Origin of the sequence: Burkholderia sp. S-53 (assembly GCF_025560745.1) — a bacterium.
In the GTDB taxonomy this organism is placed as follows: domain Bacteria; phylum Pseudomonadota; class Gammaproteobacteria; order Burkholderiales; family Burkholderiaceae; genus Burkholderia; species Burkholderia pyrrocinia.
This window is the reverse complement of sequence record NZ_CP090484.1, coordinates 2,530,061-2,554,636: the sequence shown is the minus strand read 5'-3', so window position 1 is coordinate 2,554,636 and position 24,576 is coordinate 2,530,061. Positions and strand designations below refer to the sequence as shown.

The following is a 24,576-nucleotide window of genomic DNA, read 5'->3' as shown; positions in this document are numbered from 1 at the left end:
TCGCGTGCGCGCCGGCGATGCAGTCGATCACCCTGAACGCCAACGCCGATCTCGCCTGCCCGACTGTTTGTTATGTGATCCGGTGCGCCGGCGAGCGTCCGGCGCACCGTGCCGATTCGGCCTAGGCGGACAGCTTTTGCATTTCCGCGAACAGGTCGGCCTTGCCTTCGAAACCGATGCCCGGCAGGTCCGGCATCGTGATGAAGCCGTTGTCGACCTTCACGCCATCGGGGAAGCCGCCGTACGGCTGGAACAGGTCGGGGTACGACTCGTTGCCGCCGAGGCCGAGGCCGGCCGCGATGTTGAGCGACATCTGGTGACCGCCGTGCGGAATGCAGCGGCTCGGCGACCAGCCGTGCTGGCGCAGCATGTCGAGCGTGCGCAGGTACTCGACGAGGCCGTAGCTCAGCGCGCAGTCGAATTGCAGCCAGTCGCGATCCGCGCGCATGCCGCCATAGCGGATCAGGTTGCGGGCGTCCTGCATCGAGAACAGATCCTCGCCCGTCGCCATCGGCTTGTCGTAGTAATTGCGCAGCGTCGCCTGCAGTTCGAAATCGAGCGGATCGCCCGGTTCCTCGTACCAGAACAGGTCGTATTGCGAGAGCGCCTTCGCGTACCGGATCGCGGTATCGAGATCGAAGCGGCCGTTCGCATCGACAGCAAGTTTCTGGCCGTCGCCGAGCACGCCGAGAATCGAGTCGATACGGCGCAGGTCTTCGTCGAGCGATGCGCCGCCGATCTTCTTCTTCACGACCGTGTAACCGCGATCGATGTAGCTGCGCATCTCGTCCTTGAGCTGCTCGTGATCCTGGCCCGGATAGTAGTAGCCGCCCGCCGCATAGACGAAGATCTTGCGGTTCGGCCGGCCGTCGCCGTAGCGGTCTGCCAGCAACTGGAACAGCGGCTTGCCTTCGATCTTGGCCACCGCATCCCACACCGCCATGTCGATCGTGCCGATGGCGACCGAGCGCTCGCCGTGGCCGCCCGGTTTTTCGTTGGTGAACATCGTCGCCCAGATCTTGTGCGGGTCGAGGTTGTCGCCCTTATCGTCGACGAGCGAACCGGGATCGGCTTCGAGAATGCGCGGGATGAAGCGTTCGCGCATGAGCTTGCCCTGGCCATAGCGGCCGTTCGAATTGAAGCCATAGCCGACGACCGGCTTGCCGTCACGAATCACGTCGGTGATCACGGCGACGAGGCTCAGCGTCATCTTGCTGAAGTCGATGTAGGCATTCCGGATCGGGGAACTGATCGGAACGGTTTTTTCGCGAATCTCGACGATTCTCATGGTGGCGTCTCCTGGACTGACACGTTTGCCGGCTATCTCGATTGCATGCACGCTGCTGCAACGAGACGGAGCATAGTCCGCGGAGAACGACCTATAATTCACCTTAATTCATTTCATTCTTTACCAAAAGTGAGAACTGATTCGACATCCGACTTCGAGTTCTTCATTCAGCTCGCAAAACTGAAGAGCCTGTCGGGAGCAGCCCGGTCTCTCGGGATCACCCCTCCCGCGGCGACCAAGCGACTCGGCATTCTCGAAGACCGGTTCGGCAAGCGGCTGGTCAACCGGACGACCCGCAGCGTGAGCCTGACACCGGAAGGCGAGATGTATGCGCGGTACGCCACGCAGATTCTCGATCAGGTGCGGGAGATGGAGGATGCGATCGCCGGGACGCCGGCAGACCCGCACGGCCGGCTGCGCATCAATGCGACGCTTGGTTTCGGGCGCACGACCATCGCGCCATTGGTGTCGGAATTCGCGAAGCGCTATCCGAACGTCGATGTCCAGTTCGTGGTTACCGACCGCCCGGTCGACCTGGTCGAAGGTGCGTTCGACCTGGCCATCCGGTTCGGCGAGTTACCGGACCAGCGCTTGCGGGCGCGGCGCCTGATGAGCAATCGCCGGTTTCTGTGCGCGTCGCCGAAGTATCTCGAACGAAACGGCGTGCCGCAGCGCAAGGAAGATCTGGCCCATCACCGCTGCATCATCCACACGCAGAACGACGATGCATTCGGCGTCTGGCGGTTCATGCAGGACGATCATCTGGAGGCGTTGAAGGTAAGCGGCTCGCTCGCCAGCAATGACGGCGACATCGTGCTGCGCTGGGCGCTGGACGGTCATGGCATCCTGATCCGCTCGGAGTGGGATCTCGCCAAATACATCCAGAGCGGGCGACTTCGCCTCGTGCTGCCCGACGTCGTCCTGCCCTCCGCGGACCTGTTCGTCTACTACCCGGGGCAACGCAACGAGTCGACTCGTGCCCGCGCGTTCATCGACTTTCTCGTCAAGCACTTCGAGGCGCCGTTCGTTCCGGTCGACGTGCGCAACGCGGCACCGGAGCGGAAGAGAACCGGTCGATCGAGATCCTGACGCCACGCTGCCCCGGAAGGTCGGCAGGTACGCATCACGGGAATCCGTATCGCCCCCGGGGTCGGAAGCCGCCGCATTGCCTCCGGGGGGGAACCACCTTCCACGTCAGGCGAATCGCGACCACTCGCGACGGCCCGCCAACAGGTCTACCATAAGCGCTCGTCGCCCTTCGGGCGACCGCCGGCACGGCATACGCGTTGCGCCTGCCGTTACCCACGTCGAACCCGCGCAGGAGGACGTCATGACGCAACACTTCGATGCGATCGTCATCGGCACCGGGCAAGCCGGCCCGCCGCTCGCCGCGCGGCTGTCCGCCGCCGGGTTGAAAGTCGCGATCGTCGAACGCGGCCGCTTCGGCGGCACCTGCGTGAACACCGGCTGCATCCCGACCAAAACGCTGATCGCGAGCGCGTACGCCGCGCAGATCGCGCGGCGCGCCGCCGAATACGGCGTGTCGGTCGGCGGCCCCGTCACCGTCGACATGAAAGCCGTGAAGGCGCGCAAGGACCAGATCTCCGGCCGCTCGAACCACGGCGTCGAACAATGGGTGCGCGGCCTCGCGAACACCACCGTATTCCAGGGGCATGCGCGATTCGAGAGCGCCGACGCAGTGCGCGTGGGCGACGAACTGCTCGAAGCCGGGCGCATCTTCATCAACGTCGGCGGACGCGCGCAGGTGCCGCCGATGCCGGGCCTCGACTCGGTACCGTACCTGACCAACTCGACGATGATGGACGTCGACTTCCTGCCCGAGCATCTCGTGATCGTCGGCGGCAGCTACGTCGGGCTCGAATTCGGCCAGATGTATCGCCGCTTCGGATCGAAGGTCACGATCGTCGAGAAGGGCTCGCGCCTGATCCGCCGCGAGGACGACGACGTGTCGCAAGCCGTGCGCGAGATCCTCGAAAACGAAGGAATCGACGTGCAGCTCGATGCGGACTGCCTGAGCGCGCGGCGCGACGGCGACGGCATCGCGATCGGCCTCGACTGCGCGGGCGGCGGCCGCGAGGTCGCGGGCTCGCACCTGCTGCTCGCGGTCGGGCGCGTGCCGAACACCGACGATCTCGGGCTCGACCGCGCGGGTGTCGCGACCGATGCGCGCGGCTATATCACCGTCGACGAGCAGTTGCGCACGAACGTGCCGGGCATCTGGGCGCTCGGCGACTGCAACGGGCGCGGCGCGTTCACGCACACCGCGTACAACGACTACGAGATCGTCGCGGCCAACCTGCTCGACGACGATCCGCGCAAGGTGTCCGACCGCATCACGGCATACGCGATGTATATCGATCCGCCGCTCGGCCGCGTCGGCATGACGCTCGCGGAAGCGAAGCAGACGGGCCGCCGGCTGCTGGTCGGCACGCGCCCGATGACGCGGGTCGGCCGCGCGGTCGAAAAAGGCGAAAGCCAGGGTTTCATGAAGGTGATCGTCGACGCGGACAGCCACGCGATCCTCGGCGCGTCGATCCTCGGCGTGACGGGCGACGAAGTCGTGCACGCGATGCTCGACGTGATGGCCGCGGGCGCGCCGTACACGACGATCAGCCGCGCGATGCACATCCACCCGACCGTGTCGGAGCTCGTGCCGACGCTGCTGCAGGATCTGCATCCGGCGGAATGACGCGCGGCGGGCAGGCGGCCGCGAACGGGTGTCGCGCGGGTGTCGAGCGGTGTGCGAAGATGGCCGCTCGCTGGTTGCGGGCGCATCCATCCCCGCGAACATCGCGAAGCCACCGAAGTGCTCGCCGGCTTCCGCCACCGACTTCGCGACGACCGGCACATCGCGGCAAACGGCCGGCCCGACCTGGCGCTCGTGATTTTCACGCCGGACACCACCGCCGATCGCGCACGCATCCGGACGCTGGTCGCGGCACGCAAAAAAAGTCGGCACGACGCACGCGTCGGTCGCGTAACGATGCCCCCGCCGAAGCGCACGCCAACAGCCGGTCCCGCGCCGCTTCAGCCCCGCCCATCCGTCCCCGCCATCCCGCGTCGTCCCATCGCAATCCGCACTGATTCCCAGTCGAATATTTAATTTTCACCTGGCGTGGCGCGCGCTTACCCTTTCGGCATCGCATCTCAGGGCCACCGGCCCCTCCCTGGAGCATCCCGATGACCGACCCCGGCACCGCGCAAGCCGTACACCGCCCGCACGCGGCTTCCGTGTCCTATGGCGCGCTCGCGCTGCTGGTGCTGGCCGGCCTCAACCTGCGTCCGTTCCTGACCGCGTTCGGCCCCGTGCTCGACATCGTGCGCGCCGACACGGGCCTCGGCTTTCGCGCGGCCGCGCTGCTGACCACGCTGCCGTTCGTGCTGATGGGCGTCGTCGCCGGGGTCGGCGTCGGACTCGCGCGGCGCTTCGGCGAGCAACGCGCGCTGACCGCCGCGCTGGCGCTGATCGCGGCCGGCTGCACGGCGCGCCTGTGGACCGGCGGCAGCGCGGGCCTGATCGCGACCGCGATCGTCGCGGGCGCCGGCGTCGCCGTGATCCAGGCGCTCGTGCCCGGCCTCGCGAAACGCTGGTTCGTCGACCGGCTGCCGCTCGCGATGGGCCTCTATTCGGCCGCGCTGGTCGGCGGCGGCGCGTTCGGCGCGGTCGCGAGCCCGTGGCTCGCCGCGCACGGCGGCTGGCATCTCGCGCTCGCCGTGTGGGCCGTGCCCGCGCTCGTCACGCTCGCGCTATGGCGTGCAAAAGCGCCGCGCGACATCGCGCATGCGACGGCCGCATCGGCGCCGATCACCGCGTTCGCACGTGTTCCGCGCGCGTGGCAACTCGCGCTGTTCTTCGGCCTCAGCAACAGCGGCTATGCGAGCCTCGTCGCGTGGCTGCCCGCGTTCTACCGCAGCGTCGGCATGAGCCCGCAGGCAAGCGGCAACCTGCTCGCGTGGATGGCGCTGTTCCAGGCGACCGGCGCGCTCGCAATGCCGATGTTCGCGAAACGTTCGCCCGACCGTCGCAACGTGCTGTGGCTCACGCTCGCGCTGCAGGCGGCCGGCTTCGCCGGGTTCGCGACGCTGCCCGCGTTCGCGCCGTGGCTCTGGGTCGCGAGCGTCGGCCTCGGTCTTGGCGGCTTCTTCTCGATGAGCCTGATCGTCACGCTCGACCACCTGCCCGACGCGCGGCTCGCGGGCGCGCTCGCGGCCTTCGTGCAGGGCGTCGGCTTCCTGACCGTCGCGGCAAGCCCCTGGCTGATCGGCTGGCTGCGCGACGCGGGCGGCAGCTTCGCGATCGCGTGGTGGATGCATATCGCCGTGATCGTGGCGATGGCCGCGCTGAACGCCGCGTTCTCGCCCGCCGGCTACCGGCACGGCATGGCGCGCATCTCCGGCGCCGTTCACTGAAGCGCACTCCTGATCAGGACCATCGCCGGCCGCTTCCGACGATGGTTCAACCGCCCGCGCATGGCCGGGCGCGGGCAGTCACGCCCATCGGCCGCTGGTTCGCTTCACGACATACAACATCAATCGGTATTGGAGACAGTAATGAAAAAGCTCGTTCTGGCCGTCGCGCTCGCGCTGACGGCAGGCGCCGCCGCCGCGAAAGACCCGGCGGTGCTGCGTCTCGGCGTGGATCCCAGCTACGCGCCGTTCGAATCGCTCGCGCCCGACGGCAAGCTCGTCGGCTTCGACATCGATCTCGGCAACGCGATCTGCGAACGGATGAAGGTGCGTTGCGTGTGGGTCGAGAACGCATTCGACGGGATGATCCCGGCGCTGAAGGCGCGCAAGTTCGACGGCGTGCTGTCGTCGATGAGCGTGACCGAAAAGCGGCTCGCGCAGATCGCGTTCACGGACAAGATCAACAACGTGCCGCCTCGCCTCGTCGCGCGGCGCGGCTCGAACCTGCAGCCGACGCCCGAGTCGCTGCAGGGCAAGAGCGTCGGCGTCGAGCAGGGTTCGACGCAGGAGACCTATGCGCGCACGTACTGGGAACCGAAGGGCGTGATCGTCCGCACGTATCAGACGCAGGATCTCGTGTATCAGGATCTGTTGTCGGGCCGGCTCGATGCGTCGCTGCAGTCGTCGGTGCAGGCCGATCTCGGATTCCTGAAAACCGCCAAGGGCGCGAATTTCGAGTTCGCGGGGCCGGCGCTGCATGATCCGAAGACGCTCGGCGTGGGTTCGGCGATCGGCGTGCGCAAGGATGACGACGCGCTGCGCACGCAGATCAACCATGCGCTTGCGAGCCTGATTCAGGATGGAACGTATCAGCGGATCGCGAAGAAGTACTTCTCGTTCGATATCTATAACTGACGAGGTGGCCGGCGGTCGCCGGCGGAAAACGCGAAGCGGTGTCGCGCATCAACGCGCGACGCCTCCACTTCCTGTCCGGCAACCGGGTCGTCGATGCAGGACGTGCTTCGCGGATTGCCGCAGATGTCGCTTGACGCCCCCCAACGCAGCCGGTCGCACGCTGCAAAAGCAGACGCCTGCGAATGGCCCGAGCAGGCGCGCAGCACCTCCCGATGCCCACACATAAGTAGGGAACTTCCCCATCCGGACCGTCCGGCCCCTATGCCATACTCCCCGCAACGTGCCGACGAGCGTGCGATTCCACCAAGATCATGTCAGCCCTGTTTCGCAGGAGGATAGGCAGCATCCTGGGATTGCTTGCAATCCTGATGGCGACGCTCGCGCCGACGATATCGCAAAGCCTCTCGTCCGAGCGGCAGTTCGACGCTGTATCCGGGGCGTTCTGTACCGCGCAGAACGGCGCGGACGGTGCGGGCCCCGACCACGCGTCGTTGCCCGAGAAGGCAGTCCACTGGCAGGCATGCGCGTATTGCGGATTGCTCGCCGACATGCCCGCGTTGCTGGGCGGGACCTCGGGGTTCGTGCCGACGGATTGGCCGATTCATCCCACGTCGGCGCCGACGTTTCAGACACCCCACAGCGTTTTCCACTTCGCTGCGGCCCAGCCGCGTGCGCCCCCGGTTTCATCCTGATCGAGTCAGCCCGACGGCGATGCAGGCGTCATTGCATCGCCATGTCCTCGCGCGTCCTTTGACAGGCTCGCGAGCACATCAGCGCCTGTCACAAGGATCGAATCATGCGCACCATCATTCCTGCACGCGGCAGCATGCCGATGCTTGCGGCCCTCATTGCTCCGGCCGCTATCGTCATCCCGCTTCTGTTCCCATCGCTTGCATCGGCGCATGCGATCGCCGGTAACCGGGTGTTCCCGGCGACGATGGCGGTCGACGACCCCGGTGTCGGCGACGAAGTCAATCTCGAATTCGGCCATGTCAAATCGCTGACCGACGACGGTGACGAGCAGAACACCAACACGACGTCGCTCGAGTGGGACAAACTGATCACACCCAGTTTCGCCCTTTCGGTGGTGGGAACCTACGTCAACGTCAACGTACCGAATGGCGGCTCGGCCCGCGGATTCGACAACTTCGCGATCGGCGCCAAATACCGCTTCTACGTCAACGAAAAACACGAGTTCATGGCCTCCGTCGGCGCGGTCGCGGAACTGGGCGGCACCGGAGCGAGGTCGATCGCCGATCCGCACTCGGCGATCACGCCGACGCTATACGTCGGCAAGGGATTCGGCGACTTGCCGGATAGCCTGAAGTACCTGAAGCCGGTCGCGATCACCGGGACCATCGGTCCGCGCCTGACGTTGAACAATGCCGACCCGGATTCGTTGAGCTGGGGCGTCACCGTGCAATACAGCCTGCCGTATCTGCAGAATTTCGTGCAGGACGTGGGGCTCAAGGCACCGTTCAACAACCTGATCCCGGTCGTCGAGTTCCCGATGAGCACCTGTACGGGCGGCCCCTGTTCGGGACATACGACCGGCAGCATCAATCCCGGCCTGCTCTGGCTCAACCGGTGGGGCCAGTTTGGCGCCGAAGCGGTCATTCCTGTCAACCATGCAAGCGGAAAGGGGGTTGGCGTCCTGTTCCAGGCACACCTGTTCCTGGACGACGTGATGCCCCGCTCGCTCGGCAAGCCATTTTTCGGCAAAGGGGAATAGCCATGCCAGCACTCAAGCGACTTCGTCACGGCTTGCGCGCAGCGGCCATCGCGACAGGTCTCTCGATCGCGTCAACGGTATTCGCGCATGTGTTTCCGCACCATCAGTCACCGTCGGCGGGAGCCGAAGTGGCGGCGCCGGCAAGCGTGGCGATCGAGTTCGACGGGCCGCTCGAACCCGCGTTCAGTTCGCTGAACGTCAGCAATTCGAATGGTAAGCAGGTGAATACGGCCAAGGCCGAAGTCGATCCGAACGACAGGAAGTCGATCCATGTTGCGCTGCCAGCGTTGCCGCCCGACACGTACACGGTGCATTGGGTCGCGGTCGCGTCGGACGGGCATCGCACACACGGCGACTATTCGTTCAAGGTGAAGTAACGGACCTGGCGACGGTTGATGCTTCGATCGTGGCAGCAGTCGCGAACAAGTATTTCTCGTTCGACCTCTGCAACTGAAAACGCGCCCGGTCGCACCCGCAGGCGAACGCGAAGGGGCATCGCGCATGAGCGCGCGACGCCCCTTCTTCGTTTCCGGCAACTGGCTCGCCGATGCAAGAAATGCTTCGGGGATTGTGGTGGACGTCGCTTGACGACCCGTTTCCGATATGCAATCGGCAAGCGGTCGCTACCGAGCGGGTCCGGGCATCCAGCCCGGTCAGATCCCAGGCGCGGGCGTCTCCGGCAGCGAAATCTCGACTCCACGGCGGTGCAGTGCCGACAGCACGTGATACACAGCCTTGAAGCACATCACCGGCAGTGCGGCGCGCCAGCTCCCGCGGAGATTTCCTGCCAGCAGATTGACGATGCCGTCTCGCATCCACAAGCGATTGGACGGCGCCATGAACAGCGTACGCATGACGGGATCGTTCACGCGATAGATCAGCCAGCTGATCCGATCCATTGCCTCCGACAGTTCCCGGTTGGCTGCATGCGCAAGCTTCTTTCCGCGTACCGGATCGTCGAGCCACACGTGCGCGGCCTCCGCGCCGAGTTCTCCGCCAGTCATCGCCATCAATACGCCTGTCGAGAACATCGGATCGACGAATCCGTAGGCATCGCCGATCATCAGAAAACCGTTACCGTTGCCCTCGCTGGCGCGATAGCTGTAATTGGCCGTGCTGTAGACGTCCGATACGCGCTGTGCGCCTTGCGTGCGAGCCGCGACGGTCGGGCTCGAAGCGATACGCTCGATCAGCAGTTCGGTCGGCGTTCCCTTGCGCCCTTTCCACGCCGATTGATCGCCGACAAAGCCGATGCTCATTGTGTCATCGGGGAGCGGGATCAGCCAGAACCAGCCATCCTCCGCAAGATGAATGCTGATGTAGCCCGCGAGTTCGCCTTCACGACGCTCTACGCCGGTGAAATGCGCATAAACGGCCGCCGTGTTGTTGTACTTGTTCGAGGTCTTGACCTTCATCCGCGACGCGAGAAACGTATCGCGGCCCGAAGCGTCGAGCACGTAGCGCGGATGCCATTCGCGGGTGCTGCCCGATTCGTCCTGCGCGGACACGACGTGACGTCCGCCGGTATCGTCCAGCTTGATGTTCGTGACACGAGTACGCTCGAAACACTCGGCCCCGCGCGCGGCGGCGTGTCTGAACAACAACGCATCGAGGTCCGCGCGCCGTACTTGCCAGGCATGCGTACGGTCTCGATTCAGTGCGTTTCCGAATGGAAACGCGCAGCTGCGGCCCGTACGGTCGGAGACGAACTCCGCACCCGGCTTATGGACACCGATCTCGCGTACCTGCTCCAGAACACCGAGCCGCTCGAATATGTCGAGGTTACGTGGCAGCAGGCTTTCGCCGATATGGAAGCGCGGATGGGCTTCCTTCTCCACGAGCACGACGTCGCGTCCTTTCATCTTCAGGAAGGCCGCCGCCGTCGCGCCAGCGGGCCCGCCGCCGATAATCAGCACGTCAGGCCGGCTCGGATCGCGTTTCGATGAGTTCATTGCGCTGGCTTCCAAAAAATCGCGTATTCATGGACCAAAGCAAAAATGCCATGGCTGATGTTGGGAATCGTCGTGTCGTTGGAAGGTGCCTGACTGTCTGACGCGCGACATCCGCCGGAGGGGTGCACGGCGATTCAGTGGCCCGGCTCGGCAATTCCTGTTCCTGGCCGACGCAGTTGCAAGCAGTCCGACAGGTTCCCGACGGCGTGCCCGGACCGATAGTACTATGCATGGCCACCACCACAACCCGGTGCAACAGCAGGCCGGACACGATGCCGATGTGCCGCGACACGCAAATGCCACACAACGCGCAAGTGCGTGTAGATTAGAACGTCGTTGCGACCTGCCGCCGTGTCTTCGAATCGGTCGCCATCCGAGTCAGTCATGAAGTTGCACTGGAGCCGGCATGAACACGAAGCACAGCAAGAAGGGGCATCTGGAAGCCGCGGCGTCGCACCACGAGCAGGCCGCGCGATATCACCGCGAGGCGTCGCGGCATTTCGAGGACGGCAAGGACTTCGCCCACGCCGCACATCAGGCGATGATGGCTCACGGTCACACGTTGCATGCGATCGATCAGGCACACGACGCCGGCGCGCACGGTGCCAATACGCCATCGGCAACGCCGTCATCGACCGGCTCGGCCGCAAGTGCCGCGGACGTGGCGAAACTTCATGCAGCGGCCGTCGAACTTCACACGCAAGCGGCGCAGCATATGCGCCACGCCGTCAAGCTCTTCGACCAGGATCGAAGCGCGGCCACCCACGACGCACAGCTGGCGCTCGCCCTTGCACTGCGCGCGCTGTCCCAGGGCAACGAAGCAGCCAGACTATTCGTCAAGCTCGCTGCCAGCGGTGCTGCGTGAATCGAGGTAGGTCACCTCTGGTTTGATGGGGTATTCGGCGGGGTGAGGCACCCGTTTGCGCATGCAGCACATGCATGTCGCGCGGCCCACGGCCGTGGGCCTCCCGTACCGGTCCGCGCATGACCAGGTATCGCGCGATCCGGCGTGCCGCTTCCGGTTACGCTGTTCGTTCCAGCAGCTCCGTTGCGAAAGACTTCGCATGCGCGACGGCCTCTTGCGGGTCCGGGAACACGCCGAGCTGCTCCCAGTGCTCTTCGGCCGCGTACGTTCCTTTCACGCCGAGTGCCCGCTGAACGCGCAATTGCGCTGCGTATCTGCCGTCCTCCAATGGTCGGGCAGTCGCTATGACCTTGTGCGGAAGATTCGGCCGTTCCGGCTGAACCAACTCGACCGGACCGCCAGGTGCACCGATATCCTTCAACTCGTTCCTCGCATTGCAGTCGGGGCAGTAGAAGCACCACCCGTCGTCCTCTTGCCTGGACCTGACCTGACCGCGAGCCAGTACGGCACGACATTCAGCGTTTTCGCAGATGAACGGCATAGCAGTCTCCGGAGTTGTTTGAGAGAAATCCTAGCATGTCCGCCGCCGGCCAACCATCGGCATTGTTGCGTTGCCCTGTTCTCGGCGCAGACGCCGTCGCATCATCCGGGTGCCGTTCAGTAGCGGCTCCGCCCCCACAGCGTCGCCGGTTCGTCGAGCAGGTGACGCAACCCGCTGCGCTCGATCATCAGTTCCGCGACTTCGTTCACACGCTCGAGAACCGCATTCTCGTCGACCGACAGCACCCGTCGATCCTCCATCAGCACGCGCCCGCCGACCATCGTCATGCACACGTCGGCCGCATTCGCGAAGCACGTCACGCGATACACGGGCATGTTCATCGGCATCATGTGCGGCCGGAACAGGTCGACCAGGATGATGTCGGCGAGCTTGCCGGCTTCGAGCGAACCGACTTCATGCGCGATCGACAGTGCCTTCGCCGCGTCGATCGTCACCATCTCCAGCACCTTGCCGTGCGGCAGCACGTCCGGGTCGCGGAAATGCCGGCGGTGGTAGTGCATGCACTGCCACATGTGGCGGAACATGTCATAGCCGCGATCGGGCGCCGCGCCGTCCGACGCGATCGCCACCGTCACGCCCGCATCGATCAGCTCGGGCACCGGGCAGCGCCCGATGATCGACATGATCGCGCTCGGGTTGTGGACGATCGCGGTGCCGGTCTCCACGCACGCCGCGATGTCGTCGTCGGTCAGGTCGATGCTGTGCGACATGAACGCCGTCGGGCCGAGCAGCCCGAGCTCGCGATGCGCGAACGCGAGCGTGCCCGCGCGATGGCCATCCTGCGTGAACGTGAGCCCGCGCTCGCGCGCGAGCGCGCCGTAGCGCGCGGCCTGGTCGCGGAACTCGTGCTCGTATTGCGCGAGTTCCGGGTCGTGCTCGGGGCCGTATACGGGCAGCGTGAGCGCGATCCTGATCCGGCCGTCGGCATCGCCGTGGCACGCGTCGACGATGTCCTCGCACACGTCGTACATCGTGTCGAAATCGATGTCGCGCGTGTCGCTGCCGTCCGGCGTGTGGCGCGTGTAAGCACGCGGCGCGGGCGGACGCGACGGGCCGATCGCGACGATCGAGCGCGTGCCCGTGCGCACGACCGCATCGCAATGACGCCGCGCGTAGACGGGATCGTCGACGCGCATGATCGAGTTGCCGCCGCCGAGCAGCGACACGCCCGTCGTCACGCCGGCCTTCAGCCGTTCGAGCGCAGCGAGATGCGACTCGGTTTCCCAGAACGCCTCGTCCGACGCGCGCGTGTAGATCGTCTCGGCCGCGGCCGACCAGGCATCGCCGTCCGCGCCGCCGATCGTGCGCAGCATCGCGTGGCCTGCATGCGCGTGCGCATCGATCAGGCCCGGCAGCACGGCCTTGCGGCGCGCGTCGATCGTGCGCGCGGCACGGTAGCGTGCCTGCAATTCATCGGTGTCTCCCACGGCGACGATGCGATCGCCGTTCACCGCAACCGCGCCGTTGCCGATCACGCGCCGCTGCGGGTCCATCGTGATCACGCAGCCGTTCGCGATCAGCGTGTCGATCGCTTCGCGCTTGTCCTCGCGCTTATCCTCGGTAGTCATCGCATCTTGTCCTGTTGTTGTCCGGATTATTCGGAATGCAATCAAACGGTAAAGCCACCGGGTAACTACCCGGCGGCCTGGCCTCAAAATGGCAAAGCACCCGTCACGCGGAACCGACCGTCGCCGCAACACGGGCCTGCAGCTTGCGCTGCGCCGCGCTGATCGCGATGAACACCACCGCGTTCACCGCGAGCGCGACGAGCCCGGGATTGATCGACGTCAGCGTGCTCGACGCGCCGGGTAACAGCGACGCGAGCGTCACGCCATAGTAGTTCGTCATCGCGATCACGATCGCGCCGGCGACGATGCCCGCGAACGCGCCTTCGCGCGTACCGAACGGCCGCTTCAGGAAGCTCGACGCGAGCATCGGCACGAGCTGCGTGAGCAGGCTCGACGAGAAGATCGCGAGCGTGACGAAGGTCGCGCCGCCGCGCAGCACGAAGTACACGACCACCAGCGTGAAGATCGGCAGCGCGATCCGCGCGACGCGCGTCACGTCGCGATCGGTCGCATTCGGCGCGAAGCCTTCGCGGTAGATGTTGCGCGCGATCGTCGTCGATGCGTTCAGCATGATCAGCGAGCCCGGCACCAGCGCGGTCAGCAGCCCCGTGCCGCCGACGATGCCGACGAACCACGCGGGGAACGTCTGCTTCACGAGGCGCAGCAGCGCGAGATCGGTCTGCGCGCCTTCGAGCCCGTGCACGGTCATCACGGCCGCGAAGCCGACCAGGAACAGGAACGCGATCAGCACCTGGTACAGCGGCATCAGGATCACGTTGCGGCGCAGCGCGCGCTCGTCCTTCGCGACGTAGATCGCGGTGAAGCCATGCGGATACAGGTAGTAGCCGAGCGACGTGAGCAGGATCGTCGAGTTGTACCAGCTCAGGTTGAAGCCGTGCTCGGGCATGCGCAGCAGTTCGGGATGCGCGGCGTCGATCTTCGCGAACATCTCGCCAAGGCCGCCGTAGTAATGCATCGGCAGGTACAGGCCGAGGAAGATCGCGATCGCGAGGATCAGCACGTCCTTGACGATCGCGATGCTCGCCGAGCCGTGGATGCCCGACACGATCATGTACACGGCCATCAGCGTCGCGGCGATCCAGATCGCGGCCGCCTGCGGAATCATCCCGTACGACATCTCCGACACGATCACGCCGAGCCCGCGCAACTGGATCATCAGCAGCGACACCATCGCGAATACCGCGACGACGGACACCAGCACGCCGATCGCGCGGCTGTCGTACTTCGACGCGAAGTAATCGGCGAACGACACGAGGCCGTGCTCCTTCGCGTAGCGCCAGATCGCCGGCAGCATCCAGTAGCCGATCACGAACGCGAGGCAGCCGTACGACAGGATGTAGAACGCCGGCACGCCCTTGCTGTAGGTCCAGCCGCTCGCGCCGAGGAACGAGAACGTCGAGAACGCCTCGCCCGCCATCAGCAGGAACGTGAGCAGCGAGCCGAAGCCGCGCCCGCCGACCGCCCACTGCTCGAGCGTGAGCTTGCGGCCGCGGCGCGCCATCACGCCGATCGCGAGCGCGAACACGGCGAACGCCGCGATGATGACGATCGAAGCGTTCATCGCGCGTCTCCCGGGCGGCTGTCGCGGGCCGCGTCGCGCTCGTCGAGATGGAACAGGATCGCGAGGATCGCGGCCGTCGCCGCCATCCAGAACAGGTTCCAGACGAGCAGGAACGGCAGACCGAACAGCAGCGGCCGACCCTCGGCGAGCGAGCCGCCCGCATACATCCCGACGAACGGCAGCGCCGCCAGCAGCAGTTTGAGTTTCATGAGTGTCTCCTCCGGAAGACGCGCGTGCGCGTCAGAACATCAGAACTTCTGGCGGATGCCGACCACCACCGCCACTTGCGACGTCGTCGACGACGGGCTGTCGGTGCCGTCGATCCACGCGTGGGCTACCGACGACGACGCCTTCTGGTAGAAGCCGTTCACGTACACGTCGGTGCGCTTGGACAGCAGGTACTGCACGCCAGCCGACACCTGCTGGTAGTGGCCGCTGTCGCCGCCGCGCGCGACCTTCGTATACGTGTAGCCGGCCGCGGCCATCAACGCGGGCGTCACCAGGTAGCGCAGGCTGCCTTCGTAGTTGTTGAAGCGCAGCGCACCGCCCGTCGCCTGACCGAAGTTCGAGCCCGTATACAGCAGCCCGAGCGTCGCCTGCCCGATCGCATAGCTGCCGCCCGCGCCCCAGATCTGCTGGCGCACCGCGCTCGACAGGCCCGCGCCGAACACCGACGCCGACGACGGGTAGTAGTTATCCGAAGCAACGGCGCCCGTCGCACTGCTCGCAGGATGATTCACGCGCGCATACGCGGCGCCCGCATTGAGCGGCCCGTTCGCATACGTGACGCCCGCGCTCCAGCTGTTGTCGTTCGCGAAGCCGGTCGAGTTCGAGAAGCCGTACACCAGGTTCGCCTGCAGGCCCGCGACAGTCGGCGACACGTACTTGACCGCGTTGTTGAGACGGAACGTGTTGTTGATGTCGTCGTTGTCGAACGGATGCGTCGAGTTCTGTGCGAGGAAGCTGCTCATCTGCAGCGAACCGAGGATGTCCTGCGTCGAGTTGTACTGGCGGCCGAGCGTCACCGCGCCCCAGTTCGCGCCGCTCAGGCCGACCCATGCCGAACGCCCGAACATCCGGCCGCCCTGCCCGAGCGCGCCGTTCGCGACGTTGAAGCCGTTCTCGAGCCGGAAGTTCGCCTTCAGGCCGCCGCCGAGATCCTCGGTGCCGATCAAGCCCCAGCGCGGGCCCGATTCGTTGCCGCCGGTGAACTGCCACAGCGCATGACCCTTCGCGTTGTTCGTGTAGGTCACGCCCGCGTCGACGATCCCGTACAGCGTCACCGTCGACTGCGCGTGCGCGGCGCCCGCGAACAGCATCGCGATCGCGGCGCCCACGCGGGCGGCGCCCGTCTTCCCACCCTTCATCCGTACCATCTCCGTTGTCTCCGCTCCAAACCTGCTGATCGATGTCGTGTTGTGTTTTTTCGGTCCTGCCCATCCATCCCGATCGGGTTGTATAGACAGTTGCTGGATGGTATCCAGCCGCAATCACATCAAGAAATGAAATGTTCAACTGGCCGGCAGTTGAAAATCGAATGGAGGAGAAATGCGCGGGGCAGGTGCTGCCCCGCAAGAGAAACGAAAGCGCGCAGGTCCACTGGACGCGGCGCGCTTTGATCGGACGTGAATGGCTCGCGTAAGCAAGCTGACGAAACGGCGACGCGCAACGCGCCTATACGGTTTTCCCTGATAGCCCGTGCATCGGCCGGCGCAGCGCGGCGTCGAACGGGTTGGTGCGCGGCCCGATCGCGTCGGCCTGGCGCCGCAGCAGTTCGACGACCATCGGCATCCGGTCGTCGCCGAGGCGCGACGCGAGCGTGCCGACACTCAGCGCGCCGACCGGGTAACCGGTGCGATCGAGGATCGGCACCGCGACGCCGGCCATCCCGTCGAGCACGCCGCTGTTGCGGCCCGCGTAGCCGAGCTGCCGCACGCGTTCGATCTCGGTGCGCAGGTACACCTCGTCGAGCACGCCGTAGCCGCGGATGCGCGGCACGTTGAAGCGGATCACTTCCTCGCGTTCCGCTTCGGGCAGGAACGCGAGGATCGCGAGGCTGCCCTGCCCGACGCCAAGCGCGATGCGCCCGCCGATATCGCCGGTAAACGAGCGGATCGGAAACGGCCCTTCGCACAGGTCGAGACACACGGCGTCGAAGCCGCTCTTCACGAGCAGGAAGATCGTTTCGCCGAGGCTCGCGCACAGCCGCAGCAGCGCGGGGCGGCACAGCGTGCGCATGCTGCTCGGGTTGCCGGCCAGCGCGGCGAGCGCGAAGAAGTCGACGCTCAACCGGTACAGCTTCGACTGCTCGTCCTGCTCGACCATCCCTTCGGCGATCAGCGATTGCAGGATCCGGTGCGCGGTGCCCTGCGTGAGGCCGACGGCCTTCGCGAGATGCGTGACGCGCACGCCGTCCTGCTGCATCCCGGCCAGCGCGCGCAGGATCGCGAACGCGCGCTGCAGCATGCCGGTGCCCGGTGCGCCAGCCGGATCGGCATCCTCGTCGGCGCCCGGTGCGCGCGCGGCGGGCATGCCGGGCATTCCGGACGAAAGGGGTTCCTGCATGCCGGCTCTCCTCGACAATTTCATTGAACGGAATACGGTAGCCGCCATTGTCGTCCGGCCGAAATTCCGCGGGCATCCGGGTGTGCACGGGATTGACGCGTGCATTTCTCGGCTTGACCACCCTTCATCCATCGGAACGATTTGCGCGCGATACGCCAATCCGTTCCGATCACCGGAATTTTTCTGAAATTCATCCCGTTCATCAGAATTCCAAATTGACGCTCCGAAATATGGCTGGCTAGAGTCCGCGTCATTGGCGCACCGGCTACGCGGTGTGCGAACCCGGAGCTCCTCATGTCGTTTCTCACGCTTACGGATCTGACGAAAACCTTCGGCGAGCTCACCGCCGTCGCCGACGTCAACCTGTCGGTCGAACAAGGCGAATTCGTGTCGCTGCTCGGGCCGTCGGGCTGCGGCAAGACCACCACGCTGCAGATGATCGCCGGCTTCGTCGACGTCACGCGCGGCCGCATCGCGCTCGACGGGCAGGACATCACGCACCTGAAGCCGAACCGCCGCGGGCTCGGCATCGTGTTCCAGAGCTACGCGCTGTTTCCGCACATGAGCGTCGCGGAGAACGTCGGCTTCGGCCTCGACATGCGCGGCGTCGACAAGGCCGAGCGTGCGGAGCGCATCCGCGCGGCGCTCGCGCTCGTGCGCCTCGATACGCTCGCGCACCGCTTTCCGCGCGAGCTGTCGGGCGGCCAGCGGCAGCGCGTCGCGATCGCGCGCGCGGTCGTGATCGAGCCGCCGGTGCTGCTGCTCGACGAACCGATGTCGAACCTCGATGCGAAGCTGCGCGAGGACATGCAGTTCGAACTGCGTGCGATCCAGCGCAAGATCGGCACGACGACGATCATGGTCACGCACGATCAATCGGAAGCGCTGTCGATCAGCGATCGCGTGGTCGTGATGGAAGCCGGCCGCGTCACGCAGATCGACACGCCGTACCAGGCCTACGAGCGCCCCGAGAACCGCTTCGTGTCGCAGTTCATCGGCAAGGCGAACCTGCTGCCCGGCACCGTCGTCGCGCACGACGGCGACGCGATCCGCATCGACCTCGGTCATGACCTCGCCGAAACCGGGCGCACTGCACACCTGCCGCCGCGCGAGCGCGACGTGCGCGTCGGCGACGCGGTGTCGGTCTGCATCCGTCCCGAGAAGCTGCGGCTGTGCGCGCCCGATGCGGGCCGTTTCGCCGCGACCGTCACGAGCCGCTTCTTCCTCGGCAGCCAGTGGCTGTACCGCGTCGACAGCGCGCTCGGCGAAGTGCTCGTGTGCTGCCAGAACGAAGGCGCGGAGCCGCTCGCGGAAGGCGCGCCGGTCGGCATCGACTGGCACAGCGACGCGGTGCGCGTGATGCGCCGGGAGGCCTGAATGCGACAGCCTTCCCGCCCGCTGCCCACCGACGGCGCGACGGCCGGCCTCGCGCGGTCCGCCGCGCCCGACGCCGTACCGGCGCGCGCCGCCACCGGGCGCGTATTGCGCGCCACCTGGCGCGCGCATGCGCCGCTGTGGCTGATGTGCGCGCCCGCGTTCGTGCTGTTCGCCGCGCTCGTGCTCGTGCCGCTCGCGATGACGTTCGTGCTGACGTTCTACCGCTACGACCCGGCCACCGGGCCGATCGCCGCGTTCCAGTTCGGCAACTATGCTGAAGTGCTCGGTTCGTCGTACTTCCACACGATCTTCGCGCGCACGTTCGGCATCGCCGCGCTGACGACCGCGATCTGCGTCGCGATCGGCACGCCGGAAGCGTACGTGCTGTCGAAAATGCGCGACCCGTGGCGCTCGCTGTTCCTGCTCGCGATCCTCGCGCCGTTGCTCGTGTCGGTCGTCGTGCGCGCGTTCGGCTGGAGCATGCTGCTGAACACGAGCGGGCTCGTGAACCAGGCGCTGGGGCTCGTCGGACTCGGGCCGTACAAGCTCGAATACACGACCTTCGCGATCGTGATCGCGCTGGTGCACGTGATGCTGCCGTTCATGGTGATTCCGGTGTGGACCGCGCTGCAGCGGCTCGATCCGCAGACCGAGCACGCGGCGCTGTCGCTCGGCGCGTCGCCGTTCACGACGCTGCGCCGCATCGTGCTGCCGCAACTCATGCCCGGCGTGCTGTCGGGCAGCCTGATGGTGTTCGGGCTATCGGCGAGCGCGTTCGCGATTCCCGGCCTGCTCGGCGGCCGCCGGCTGAAGGTCGCGGCCACGGCCGTCTACGACGAATTCCTCGGCTCGCTGAACTGGCCGCTCGGCGCGACGATCGCGGTGCTGCTGCTGGTCGCGAACCTCGTCGTGATGCTCACCTACTACCGCGTGCTCGAACGCCGCTACGCGCGCAGCCTCGGAGGCGCATCCCGATGAGAAAGAACGGCCCCTTCGCCCTCGCGTTCCACACGCTCGTGATGCTGTTCGTGCTCGCGCCGCTCGCGATCGTCGTGCTCGTCGCGTTCACGCCCGACGAAACGCTGACGCTGCCGACCCACGGACTGTCGCTGCGCTGGTTCCACGCGATCCTCGACTATCCCGACTTCGTCACCGCGTTCTTCAACAGCCTGAAGCTCGCGTTCGCGTCGGCGACGCTGTCGCTCGCGATCGCGTTGCCGGCGGGCCTTGCGATCGGCCGCGCGGCGTTCCCCGGCCGCGCGTTCCTGAACGGCCTGCTGCTGTCGCCGCTCGTGATCCCCGGCCTCGTGCTCGGCATCGCGCTGCTGCGCTTCTTCGCGCTGATCGGCGCGACCGGCTCGTTCGCATGGCTCGTGATCGCGCACATGATCGTCATCACGCCGTTCGTGATGCGGCTCGTGCTCGCGTCCGTCGCGGGCCTCGACCGCAGCATCGAGCAGGCCGCGTGCTCGCTCGGCGCGGACCCGTGGACGACGTTTCGCCGCATCACGCTGCCGATGATCGTGCCCGGCATCACGGGCGGCTGGCTGCTCGCATTCATCAACAGCTTCGACGAGCTGACGATGTCGATCTTCGTCACGTCGCCGCAGACGGTCACGCTGCCGGTGCGCATGTACATGTACGCGACCGAATCGATCGACCCGATGATGGCGTCGGTGTCGGCGCTCGTCATCTTCATCACCGCCGGCGCGATGCTGCTGCTCGATCGCGTGTACGGCCTGAACCGCATCCTGATCGGTCAACACTGATGTCGACTCCCGTTTCCCGTTCCCAGCGCGACCCGGCCGACGGCGCGCAGTTCGTGCGCGTCGCCGAGCGCGAGCGCGCCGCCGTTGCGTTCACACTCGATGGCCGCCCCGCGCACGCGCTCGCCGGCGACACCGTGCTCACCGCGATCCTCGTCGCGCAGCGCCGCGTGCGCGTCAGCGAATTCAGCGGCCAGCCGCGAGCAGGCTTCTGCCTGATCGGCGCGTGCCAGGACTGCTGGGTGCGCACCGAGGCCGGCGCGCGCGTGCGCGCATGCTCGACGCCGATCGTCGAAGGCATGCGGATACTCACCGCCGTTCAACCGGCCGCGACCGGAGACACGCAATGAACGCCGCACTGCAACCGGTGATCGTCGGCGCGGGGCCGGCCGGCGTGCGCGCGGCCGAGGCGCTGGTCGACGCGGGGCTGCGCCCCGTCGTGATCGACGAAAACGCGCGCTGGGGCGGACAGATTTATCGTCAACCGCCGGCCGACGGCGGCTTCGCGCGCGGCAAACGCACGCTGTACGGATTCGAAGCCGCGAAGGCCGATGCGGTGCACCGGACGATGGCCGCGCTGCTGCCGCACGTCGACTACCGGCCGAACACGCTCGCGTGGGCATGCGGCGCAGGCCGCGTCGATACGCTGCAGGACGGCCGCGAAATTACCGTGCCGTACTCGCACCTGATCGTCGCGAGCGGCGCGACCGACCGCATGCTGCCCGTGCCGGGATGGACGCTCGCGGGTGTCTATACGCTCGGCGGCGCACAGGTCGCACTGAAGGCGCAGGGCTGCGCGATCGGCCGGCGCATCGTGTTCGCGGGCACGGGGCCGTTGTTGTATCTCGTCGCGTACCAGTACGCGAAAGCCGGCGCCCAGGTCGCGGCCGTGCTCGACACGAGCCCGCTGCGCCGCCAGGCCGCCGCCACTCCCGCGCTGCTGCGGATGCCGTCGACCTTTGCGAAGGGGCTCTATTACATCGGCTGGCTGCGCGCACATGGCGTCGCGATCGAAACGGGCGTCACGCTCGAACGCGTGCTCGGCGATCAGCATGTGACGGGGCTCGCGTGGCACGCGGCCGGCGGCGATGCGCAGCCGCGCGTGCTCGATTGCGATGCGCTCGGCCTCGGCTTCGGTCTGCGTTCGGAAACGCAGCTCGCCGATCTCGCCGGCTGCCGGTTCGGTTTCGATCCGGTCCACCGCGCATGGCTGCCCGAGCGCGACGCGGCAGGCCGCACGTCGGTGCGCGGCATTTACGTCGCGGGCGACGGCGCGGGCATCGCGGGCGCCGACGCGGCCGAAGCGTCGGGCCGGCGCACCGCGCTCGCGTTGCTCGACGACGCGGGCATCGCGTCGCCATCGCCGTCCGACAAACCCGATGCGGCGACGCTCGAACATACGCTCGCGCGCATCGGCGCGTTCCGTGCGGGTCTCGAAGCAGCGTTCGCACCGCCTGTCGAGCAGGCCGCGCGCTGCCCCGACGACACGATCGTGTGCCGCTGCGAGGAGGTCGACGCGGGCACGCTGCGCCGCTGCATCCGTGGCGGCGCGGCGACCGAACTCAACCGGCTGAAAGCGCTGACGCGCGTCGGGATGGGCCGCTGCCAGGGCCGCATGTGCGGCGACGCGGCCGCGCTCGTGCTGGCCGCCGAAACCGGCCGGCCGCTCGCCGACGTCGGCCGGTTGCGCGCGCAACCGCCCGTGAAGCCGTTCCCGATCTCGGCCGCGCTCGCCGGTGACGACGTCGCGACGATTCCCGACGAGGCACGCGATGAGTGATGCCCGTCATTACGACGTCGCGATCGTCGGCGGCGGCCTCGTCGGTGCGTCGGCCGCGCTCGCGCTGACGCGGCGCGGCCTGCGCGTCGGGCTGTTCGAGCGGCGCGACTGCGGCGCGCAGGCAAGCGGCGTGAACTACGGCGGCGTGCGCTGCCAGGGCCGCCCGGCCGAGCAATTGCCGCTCGCGCTGCGCGCGCGGCGCATCTGGGATCGCCTGCCCGAGCTGATCGGCATCGACGGCGAATTCGTCGTGTCGGGGCACTTGCGGCTCGCGCGCAGCGACGTCGATCTCGACGCGCTCGACGCGTATGCCACGCTTGCCGGCGAGCACGGCCTGCCGCTGCAGGTGATGCGCGGCGACGCGTTCCGTCGCCGCTACCCATGGCTCGGCCGCGCGGCGCTCGGCGGCTCGCTGTGCGAGACCGACGGCCATGCGAACCCGCGCGTCGTGTCGCCCGCATTCGCGCGCGCGGCCCGTGCCGCAGGCGCGGACGTGTTCGAGCACACGCCGGTCGACGACGTTCACCACGACGGCACGCGCTTCCGCTTCCATGCAGGTGACCGCGCATGCACCGCGACGTGGCTGATCAATTCGGCCGGCGCATGGGCGAACACGATCGCGGAACGCTTCGGCGAAGCCGTGCCGATGGAGCCGATCTACCCGAACATGTGGGTGACCGAACCGCTTCCGCCATTCATCACGCACAACCTCGGCGTGTACGGCGGCGGCGTGTACGCGCGGCAGGTCGCGCGCGGCAATTGCGTGATCGGCGGCGGGCGCGGCCGCGGCGACGGCGAATTCGGCCAGCCGTCGGTCGATACGACGCGCGCAGCGATGCGCGACGCGTGCGCGCTGCTGCCCGCGCTGCGCGACGCGCTGCTGATCCGCACGTGGAGCGGCGTCGAAGGCTGCACGCCCGACCACAACCCGATCATCGGCGCGAGCCGCACGACGCCGAACCTGCTGCATGCGTTCGGTTTCTCCGGCGGCGGTTTCCTGCTCGCGCCGGGCGTCGGCGACGTGCTCGCCGATCTCGTCACGACCGGCGAAACCGCCACGCCACTCGACGCATTCTCGATCGGCCGCTTCTTCCGCCAAGTCGCGCCGACCGCCCCTTTCCCCCAGGAGGAGACCTCTCGATGAAACTGCTCGGTACGATCGCGGCCGCAGCCGCACTCTGCATCGCCGGCGCCAGCGCGCCCGCGTTCGCGCAAACGAAGACGATCTACATCGGCATGAACGGCGGGCCGATGGAAAAGGCCTATACGAGCCAGGTGCTGCCCGACTTCGAGAAGGCGAACAACGTGAAGGTCGTCGTCGTGCCCGGCACGTCGTCGGACGTGCTCGCGAAGCTGCTTGCGAACCGCAACAAGCCGCAGATCCATGTCGCGTTCCTCGACGACGGCGTGATGGCGCGCGCGGTCAGCCTCGGCGTGTGCCAGAAGCTCGACGATGCGCCGGTGCTGAAGGAGCTGTACCCGTTCGCGCGGATGAAGGACGACGTCGGCGCGGGCGTGCAGCTCGGGATGACCGGCATCGCCTACAACAAGAAGCTGTTCGCGGAGAAAGGCTGGGCGCCGCCCACGTCGTGGATGGATTTCGCGGATCCGAAATACAAGGGCAAGGTCGTGTTCCAGTCGGCGTCGAGCAGCACGTTCGGGCTGCACGGCTTCCTCGCGATCAACCGGCTGCTCGGCGGCAGCGAGCAGAACGTCGAGCCCGGCTTCAGCAAGTGGGCGAGCACGGTCGGGCCGAACGTCGTCGAATACATCCCGAACTCGGCGAAGATCTCCGAGATGGTGCAGACCGGCGAAGCCGGCCTGTTCCCGCTCACGCCGACGGGCGTCGGCGACCTGCAGGACAAGGGCATTCCCGTCGCGTATGCGAACCCGAAGGAAGGCCCCGTGCTGCTGCTCGTCGACCTGTGCGTGGTCGCGAACAATCCCGATCCGCAGCTCGCGCAGAAGCTCGCGCAGTTCCTGCTGTCCGCGCCCGCGCAGACGAAGGCCGCCGAGGCCGGCAAGCAGATCCCGACCAACCGTCTCGCGAAGATGCCCGCCGGGATGCAGCAGAGCCTCGGCAATGTCGACGACCTGGTGCGCAAGGTGACGGTGGTCGACTGGACCGCGATCAACGCGCGCCGCGCGCAGTGGGATACGCGCTGGAACCGGCAGATCGAGCGGTAACCCCGCGCG

Annotated in this window: 23 protein-coding genes and 1 pseudogene; 15 read left to right on the top strand and 9 right to left on the bottom strand. The window is 66.9% G+C overall.

From position 1 onward, the window contains the following. Positions 1-121: 121 nt before the first annotated feature. Entirely contained in the window at positions 122-1,288 is a 1,167-nt protein-coding gene (locus LXM88_RS33620; RefSeq protein ID WP_262543783.1) for a mandelate racemase/muconate lactonizing enzyme family protein, read from the bottom strand. Positions 1,289-1,417: 129 nt separating this feature from the next. Here LXM88_RS33620 and LXM88_RS33615 point away from each other — a divergent pair, with 129 nt between their 5' ends. Continuing rightward, complete coding sequence (locus LXM88_RS33615) at positions 1,418-2,377, top strand: LysR family transcriptional regulator (protein WP_262543782.1); 960 nt, start codon at positions 1,418-1,420, stop codon at positions 2,375-2,377. A gap of 241 nt (positions 2,378-2,618) precedes the next feature. Then, a complete protein-coding gene (locus tag LXM88_RS33610) occupies positions 2,619-3,998 on the top strand; it encodes an FAD-containing oxidoreductase (protein WP_262543781.1) in 1,380 nt (459 codons plus the stop codon). Between the two features lie 63 nt (positions 3,999-4,061). Here the strand turns inward: LXM88_RS33610 and LXM88_RS37145 are convergent. After that, positions 4,062-4,163, bottom strand: a pseudogene (locus tag LXM88_RS37145) (3-beta hydroxysteroid dehydrogenase); the annotation flags it as partial. Between the two features lie 326 nt (positions 4,164-4,489). Here LXM88_RS37145 and LXM88_RS33600 point away from each other — a divergent pair. The 5 genes from LXM88_RS33600 to LXM88_RS33580 all read left to right on the top strand — a co-directional run bounded on the left by LXM88_RS33600 (position 4,490) and on the right by LXM88_RS33580 (position 8,740). After that, positions 4,490-5,719, top strand: a complete 1,230-nt coding sequence (locus LXM88_RS33600; protein ID WP_262543780.1) for a cyanate transporter — start codon at positions 4,490-4,492, stop codon at positions 5,717-5,719. A gap of 141 nt (positions 5,720-5,860) precedes the next feature. After that, complete coding sequence (locus LXM88_RS33595) at positions 5,861-6,631, top strand: ABC transporter substrate-binding protein (RefSeq protein ID WP_262543779.1); 771 nt, start codon at positions 5,861-5,863, stop codon at positions 6,629-6,631. Positions 6,632-6,942: 311 nt separating this feature from the next. Beyond that, positions 6,943-7,323 carry a DUF2946 domain-containing protein gene (locus LXM88_RS33590; RefSeq protein WP_262543778.1) on the top strand — a complete coding sequence of 127 codons (381 nt, stop codon included), beginning with the start codon at positions 6,943-6,945 and terminating at the stop codon, positions 7,321-7,323. A gap of 104 nt (positions 7,324-7,427) precedes the next feature. Then, positions 7,428-8,363 carry a hypothetical protein gene (locus LXM88_RS33585; protein ID WP_262543776.1) on the top strand — a complete coding sequence of 312 codons (936 nt, stop codon included), beginning with the start codon at positions 7,428-7,430 and terminating at the stop codon, positions 8,361-8,363. Positions 8,364-8,365: 2 nt separating this feature from the next. Then, entirely contained in the window at positions 8,366-8,740 is a 375-nt protein-coding gene (locus LXM88_RS33580) for a copper resistance CopC family protein (protein WP_262543775.1), read from the top strand. A gap of 276 nt (positions 8,741-9,016) precedes the next feature. Here the strand turns inward: LXM88_RS33580 and LXM88_RS33575 are convergent, their stop codons facing one another. After that, a complete protein-coding gene (locus tag LXM88_RS33575; protein WP_262543774.1) occupies positions 9,017-10,315 on the bottom strand; it encodes an NAD(P)/FAD-dependent oxidoreductase in 1,299 nt (432 codons plus the stop codon). A 406-nt stretch (positions 10,316-10,721) separates the two neighbouring features. On the opposite strand from LXM88_RS33575, the gene LXM88_RS33570 reads away from it, so the two are divergent. Further along, complete coding sequence (locus LXM88_RS33570) at positions 10,722-11,180, top strand: hypothetical protein (RefSeq protein WP_262543773.1); 459 nt, start codon at positions 10,722-10,724, stop codon at positions 11,178-11,180. A 157-nt stretch (positions 11,181-11,337) separates the two neighbouring features. Here the strand turns inward: LXM88_RS33570 and LXM88_RS33565 are convergent, their stop codons facing one another. The 6 genes from LXM88_RS33565 to LXM88_RS33540 form a co-directional block, all read right to left on the bottom strand. Beyond that, positions 11,338-11,721, bottom strand: coding sequence for a hypothetical protein (locus tag LXM88_RS33565; RefSeq protein WP_262543772.1), 384 nt, complete (start codon positions 11,719-11,721; stop codon positions 11,338-11,340). Positions 11,722-11,837: 116 nt separating this feature from the next. Continuing rightward, complete coding sequence (locus LXM88_RS33560) at positions 11,838-13,310, bottom strand: amidohydrolase family protein (RefSeq protein ID WP_262543771.1); 1,473 nt, start codon at positions 13,308-13,310, stop codon at positions 11,838-11,840. Between the two features lie 103 nt (positions 13,311-13,413). After that, positions 13,414-14,892 (bottom strand): sodium:solute symporter family protein, encoded by a 1,479-nt coding sequence (locus LXM88_RS33555; RefSeq protein WP_262543770.1) that lies wholly within the window; start codon positions 14,890-14,892, stop codon positions 13,414-13,416. After that, positions 14,889-15,101 carry a DUF3311 domain-containing protein gene (locus tag LXM88_RS33550; protein ID WP_262543769.1) on the bottom strand — a complete coding sequence of 71 codons (213 nt, stop codon included), beginning with the start codon at positions 15,099-15,101 and terminating at the stop codon, positions 14,889-14,891. The genes LXM88_RS33555 and LXM88_RS33550 overlap by 4 nt, the downstream gene beginning before the upstream one ends. 39 nt (positions 15,102-15,140) lie before the next feature. Then, the gene (locus LXM88_RS33545; RefSeq protein WP_412524159.1) at positions 15,141-16,268 is read right to left on the bottom strand and encodes a porin; all 1,128 of its coding nucleotides are present in this window, start codon (positions 16,266-16,268) and stop codon (positions 15,141-15,143) included. 298 nt (positions 16,269-16,566) lie between these two features. Further along, positions 16,567-17,457, bottom strand: a complete 891-nt coding sequence (locus LXM88_RS33540; protein WP_262543768.1) for an IclR family transcriptional regulator — start codon at positions 17,455-17,457, stop codon at positions 16,567-16,569. Positions 17,458-17,751: 294 nt separating this feature from the next. Between LXM88_RS33540 and LXM88_RS33535 the strand changes: the two genes are divergently transcribed. The 7 genes from LXM88_RS33535 to LXM88_RS33505 are packed head-to-tail and all read left to right on the top strand — an operon-like array spanning position 17,752 to position 24,567. Further along, a complete protein-coding gene (locus tag LXM88_RS33535; RefSeq protein WP_262543767.1) occupies positions 17,752-18,834 on the top strand; it encodes an ABC transporter ATP-binding protein in 1,083 nt (360 codons plus the stop codon). Next, positions 18,835-19,812 (top strand): ABC transporter permease, encoded by a 978-nt coding sequence (locus tag LXM88_RS33530; RefSeq protein WP_262543766.1) that lies wholly within the window; start codon positions 18,835-18,837, stop codon positions 19,810-19,812. Continuing rightward, positions 19,809-20,603, top strand: a complete 795-nt coding sequence (locus LXM88_RS33525) for an ABC transporter permease (protein ID WP_262543764.1) — start codon at positions 19,809-19,811, stop codon at positions 20,601-20,603. Before LXM88_RS33530 ends, LXM88_RS33525 begins: the two co-directional genes overlap by 4 nt. Beyond that, positions 20,603-20,950, top strand: a complete 348-nt coding sequence (locus LXM88_RS33520; RefSeq protein ID WP_262543763.1) for a (2Fe-2S)-binding protein — start codon at positions 20,603-20,605, stop codon at positions 20,948-20,950. The genes LXM88_RS33525 and LXM88_RS33520 overlap by 1 nt, the downstream gene beginning before the upstream one ends. Beyond that, positions 20,947-22,380 carry an FAD/NAD(P)-dependent oxidoreductase gene (locus LXM88_RS33515; RefSeq protein WP_262543761.1) on the top strand — a complete coding sequence of 478 codons (1,434 nt, stop codon included), beginning with the start codon at positions 20,947-20,949 and terminating at the stop codon, positions 22,378-22,380. Before LXM88_RS33520 ends, LXM88_RS33515 begins: the two co-directional genes overlap by 4 nt. Then, positions 22,373-23,524 (top strand): NAD(P)/FAD-dependent oxidoreductase, encoded by a 1,152-nt coding sequence (locus LXM88_RS33510; RefSeq protein ID WP_262543759.1) that lies wholly within the window; start codon positions 22,373-22,375, stop codon positions 23,522-23,524. The genes LXM88_RS33515 and LXM88_RS33510 overlap by 8 nt, the downstream gene beginning before the upstream one ends. Next, entirely contained in the window at positions 23,521-24,567 is a 1,047-nt protein-coding gene (locus tag LXM88_RS33505) for an ABC transporter substrate-binding protein (RefSeq protein ID WP_262543758.1), read from the top strand. Before LXM88_RS33510 ends, LXM88_RS33505 begins: the two co-directional genes overlap by 4 nt. Positions 24,568-24,576 lie beyond the last annotated feature (9 nt).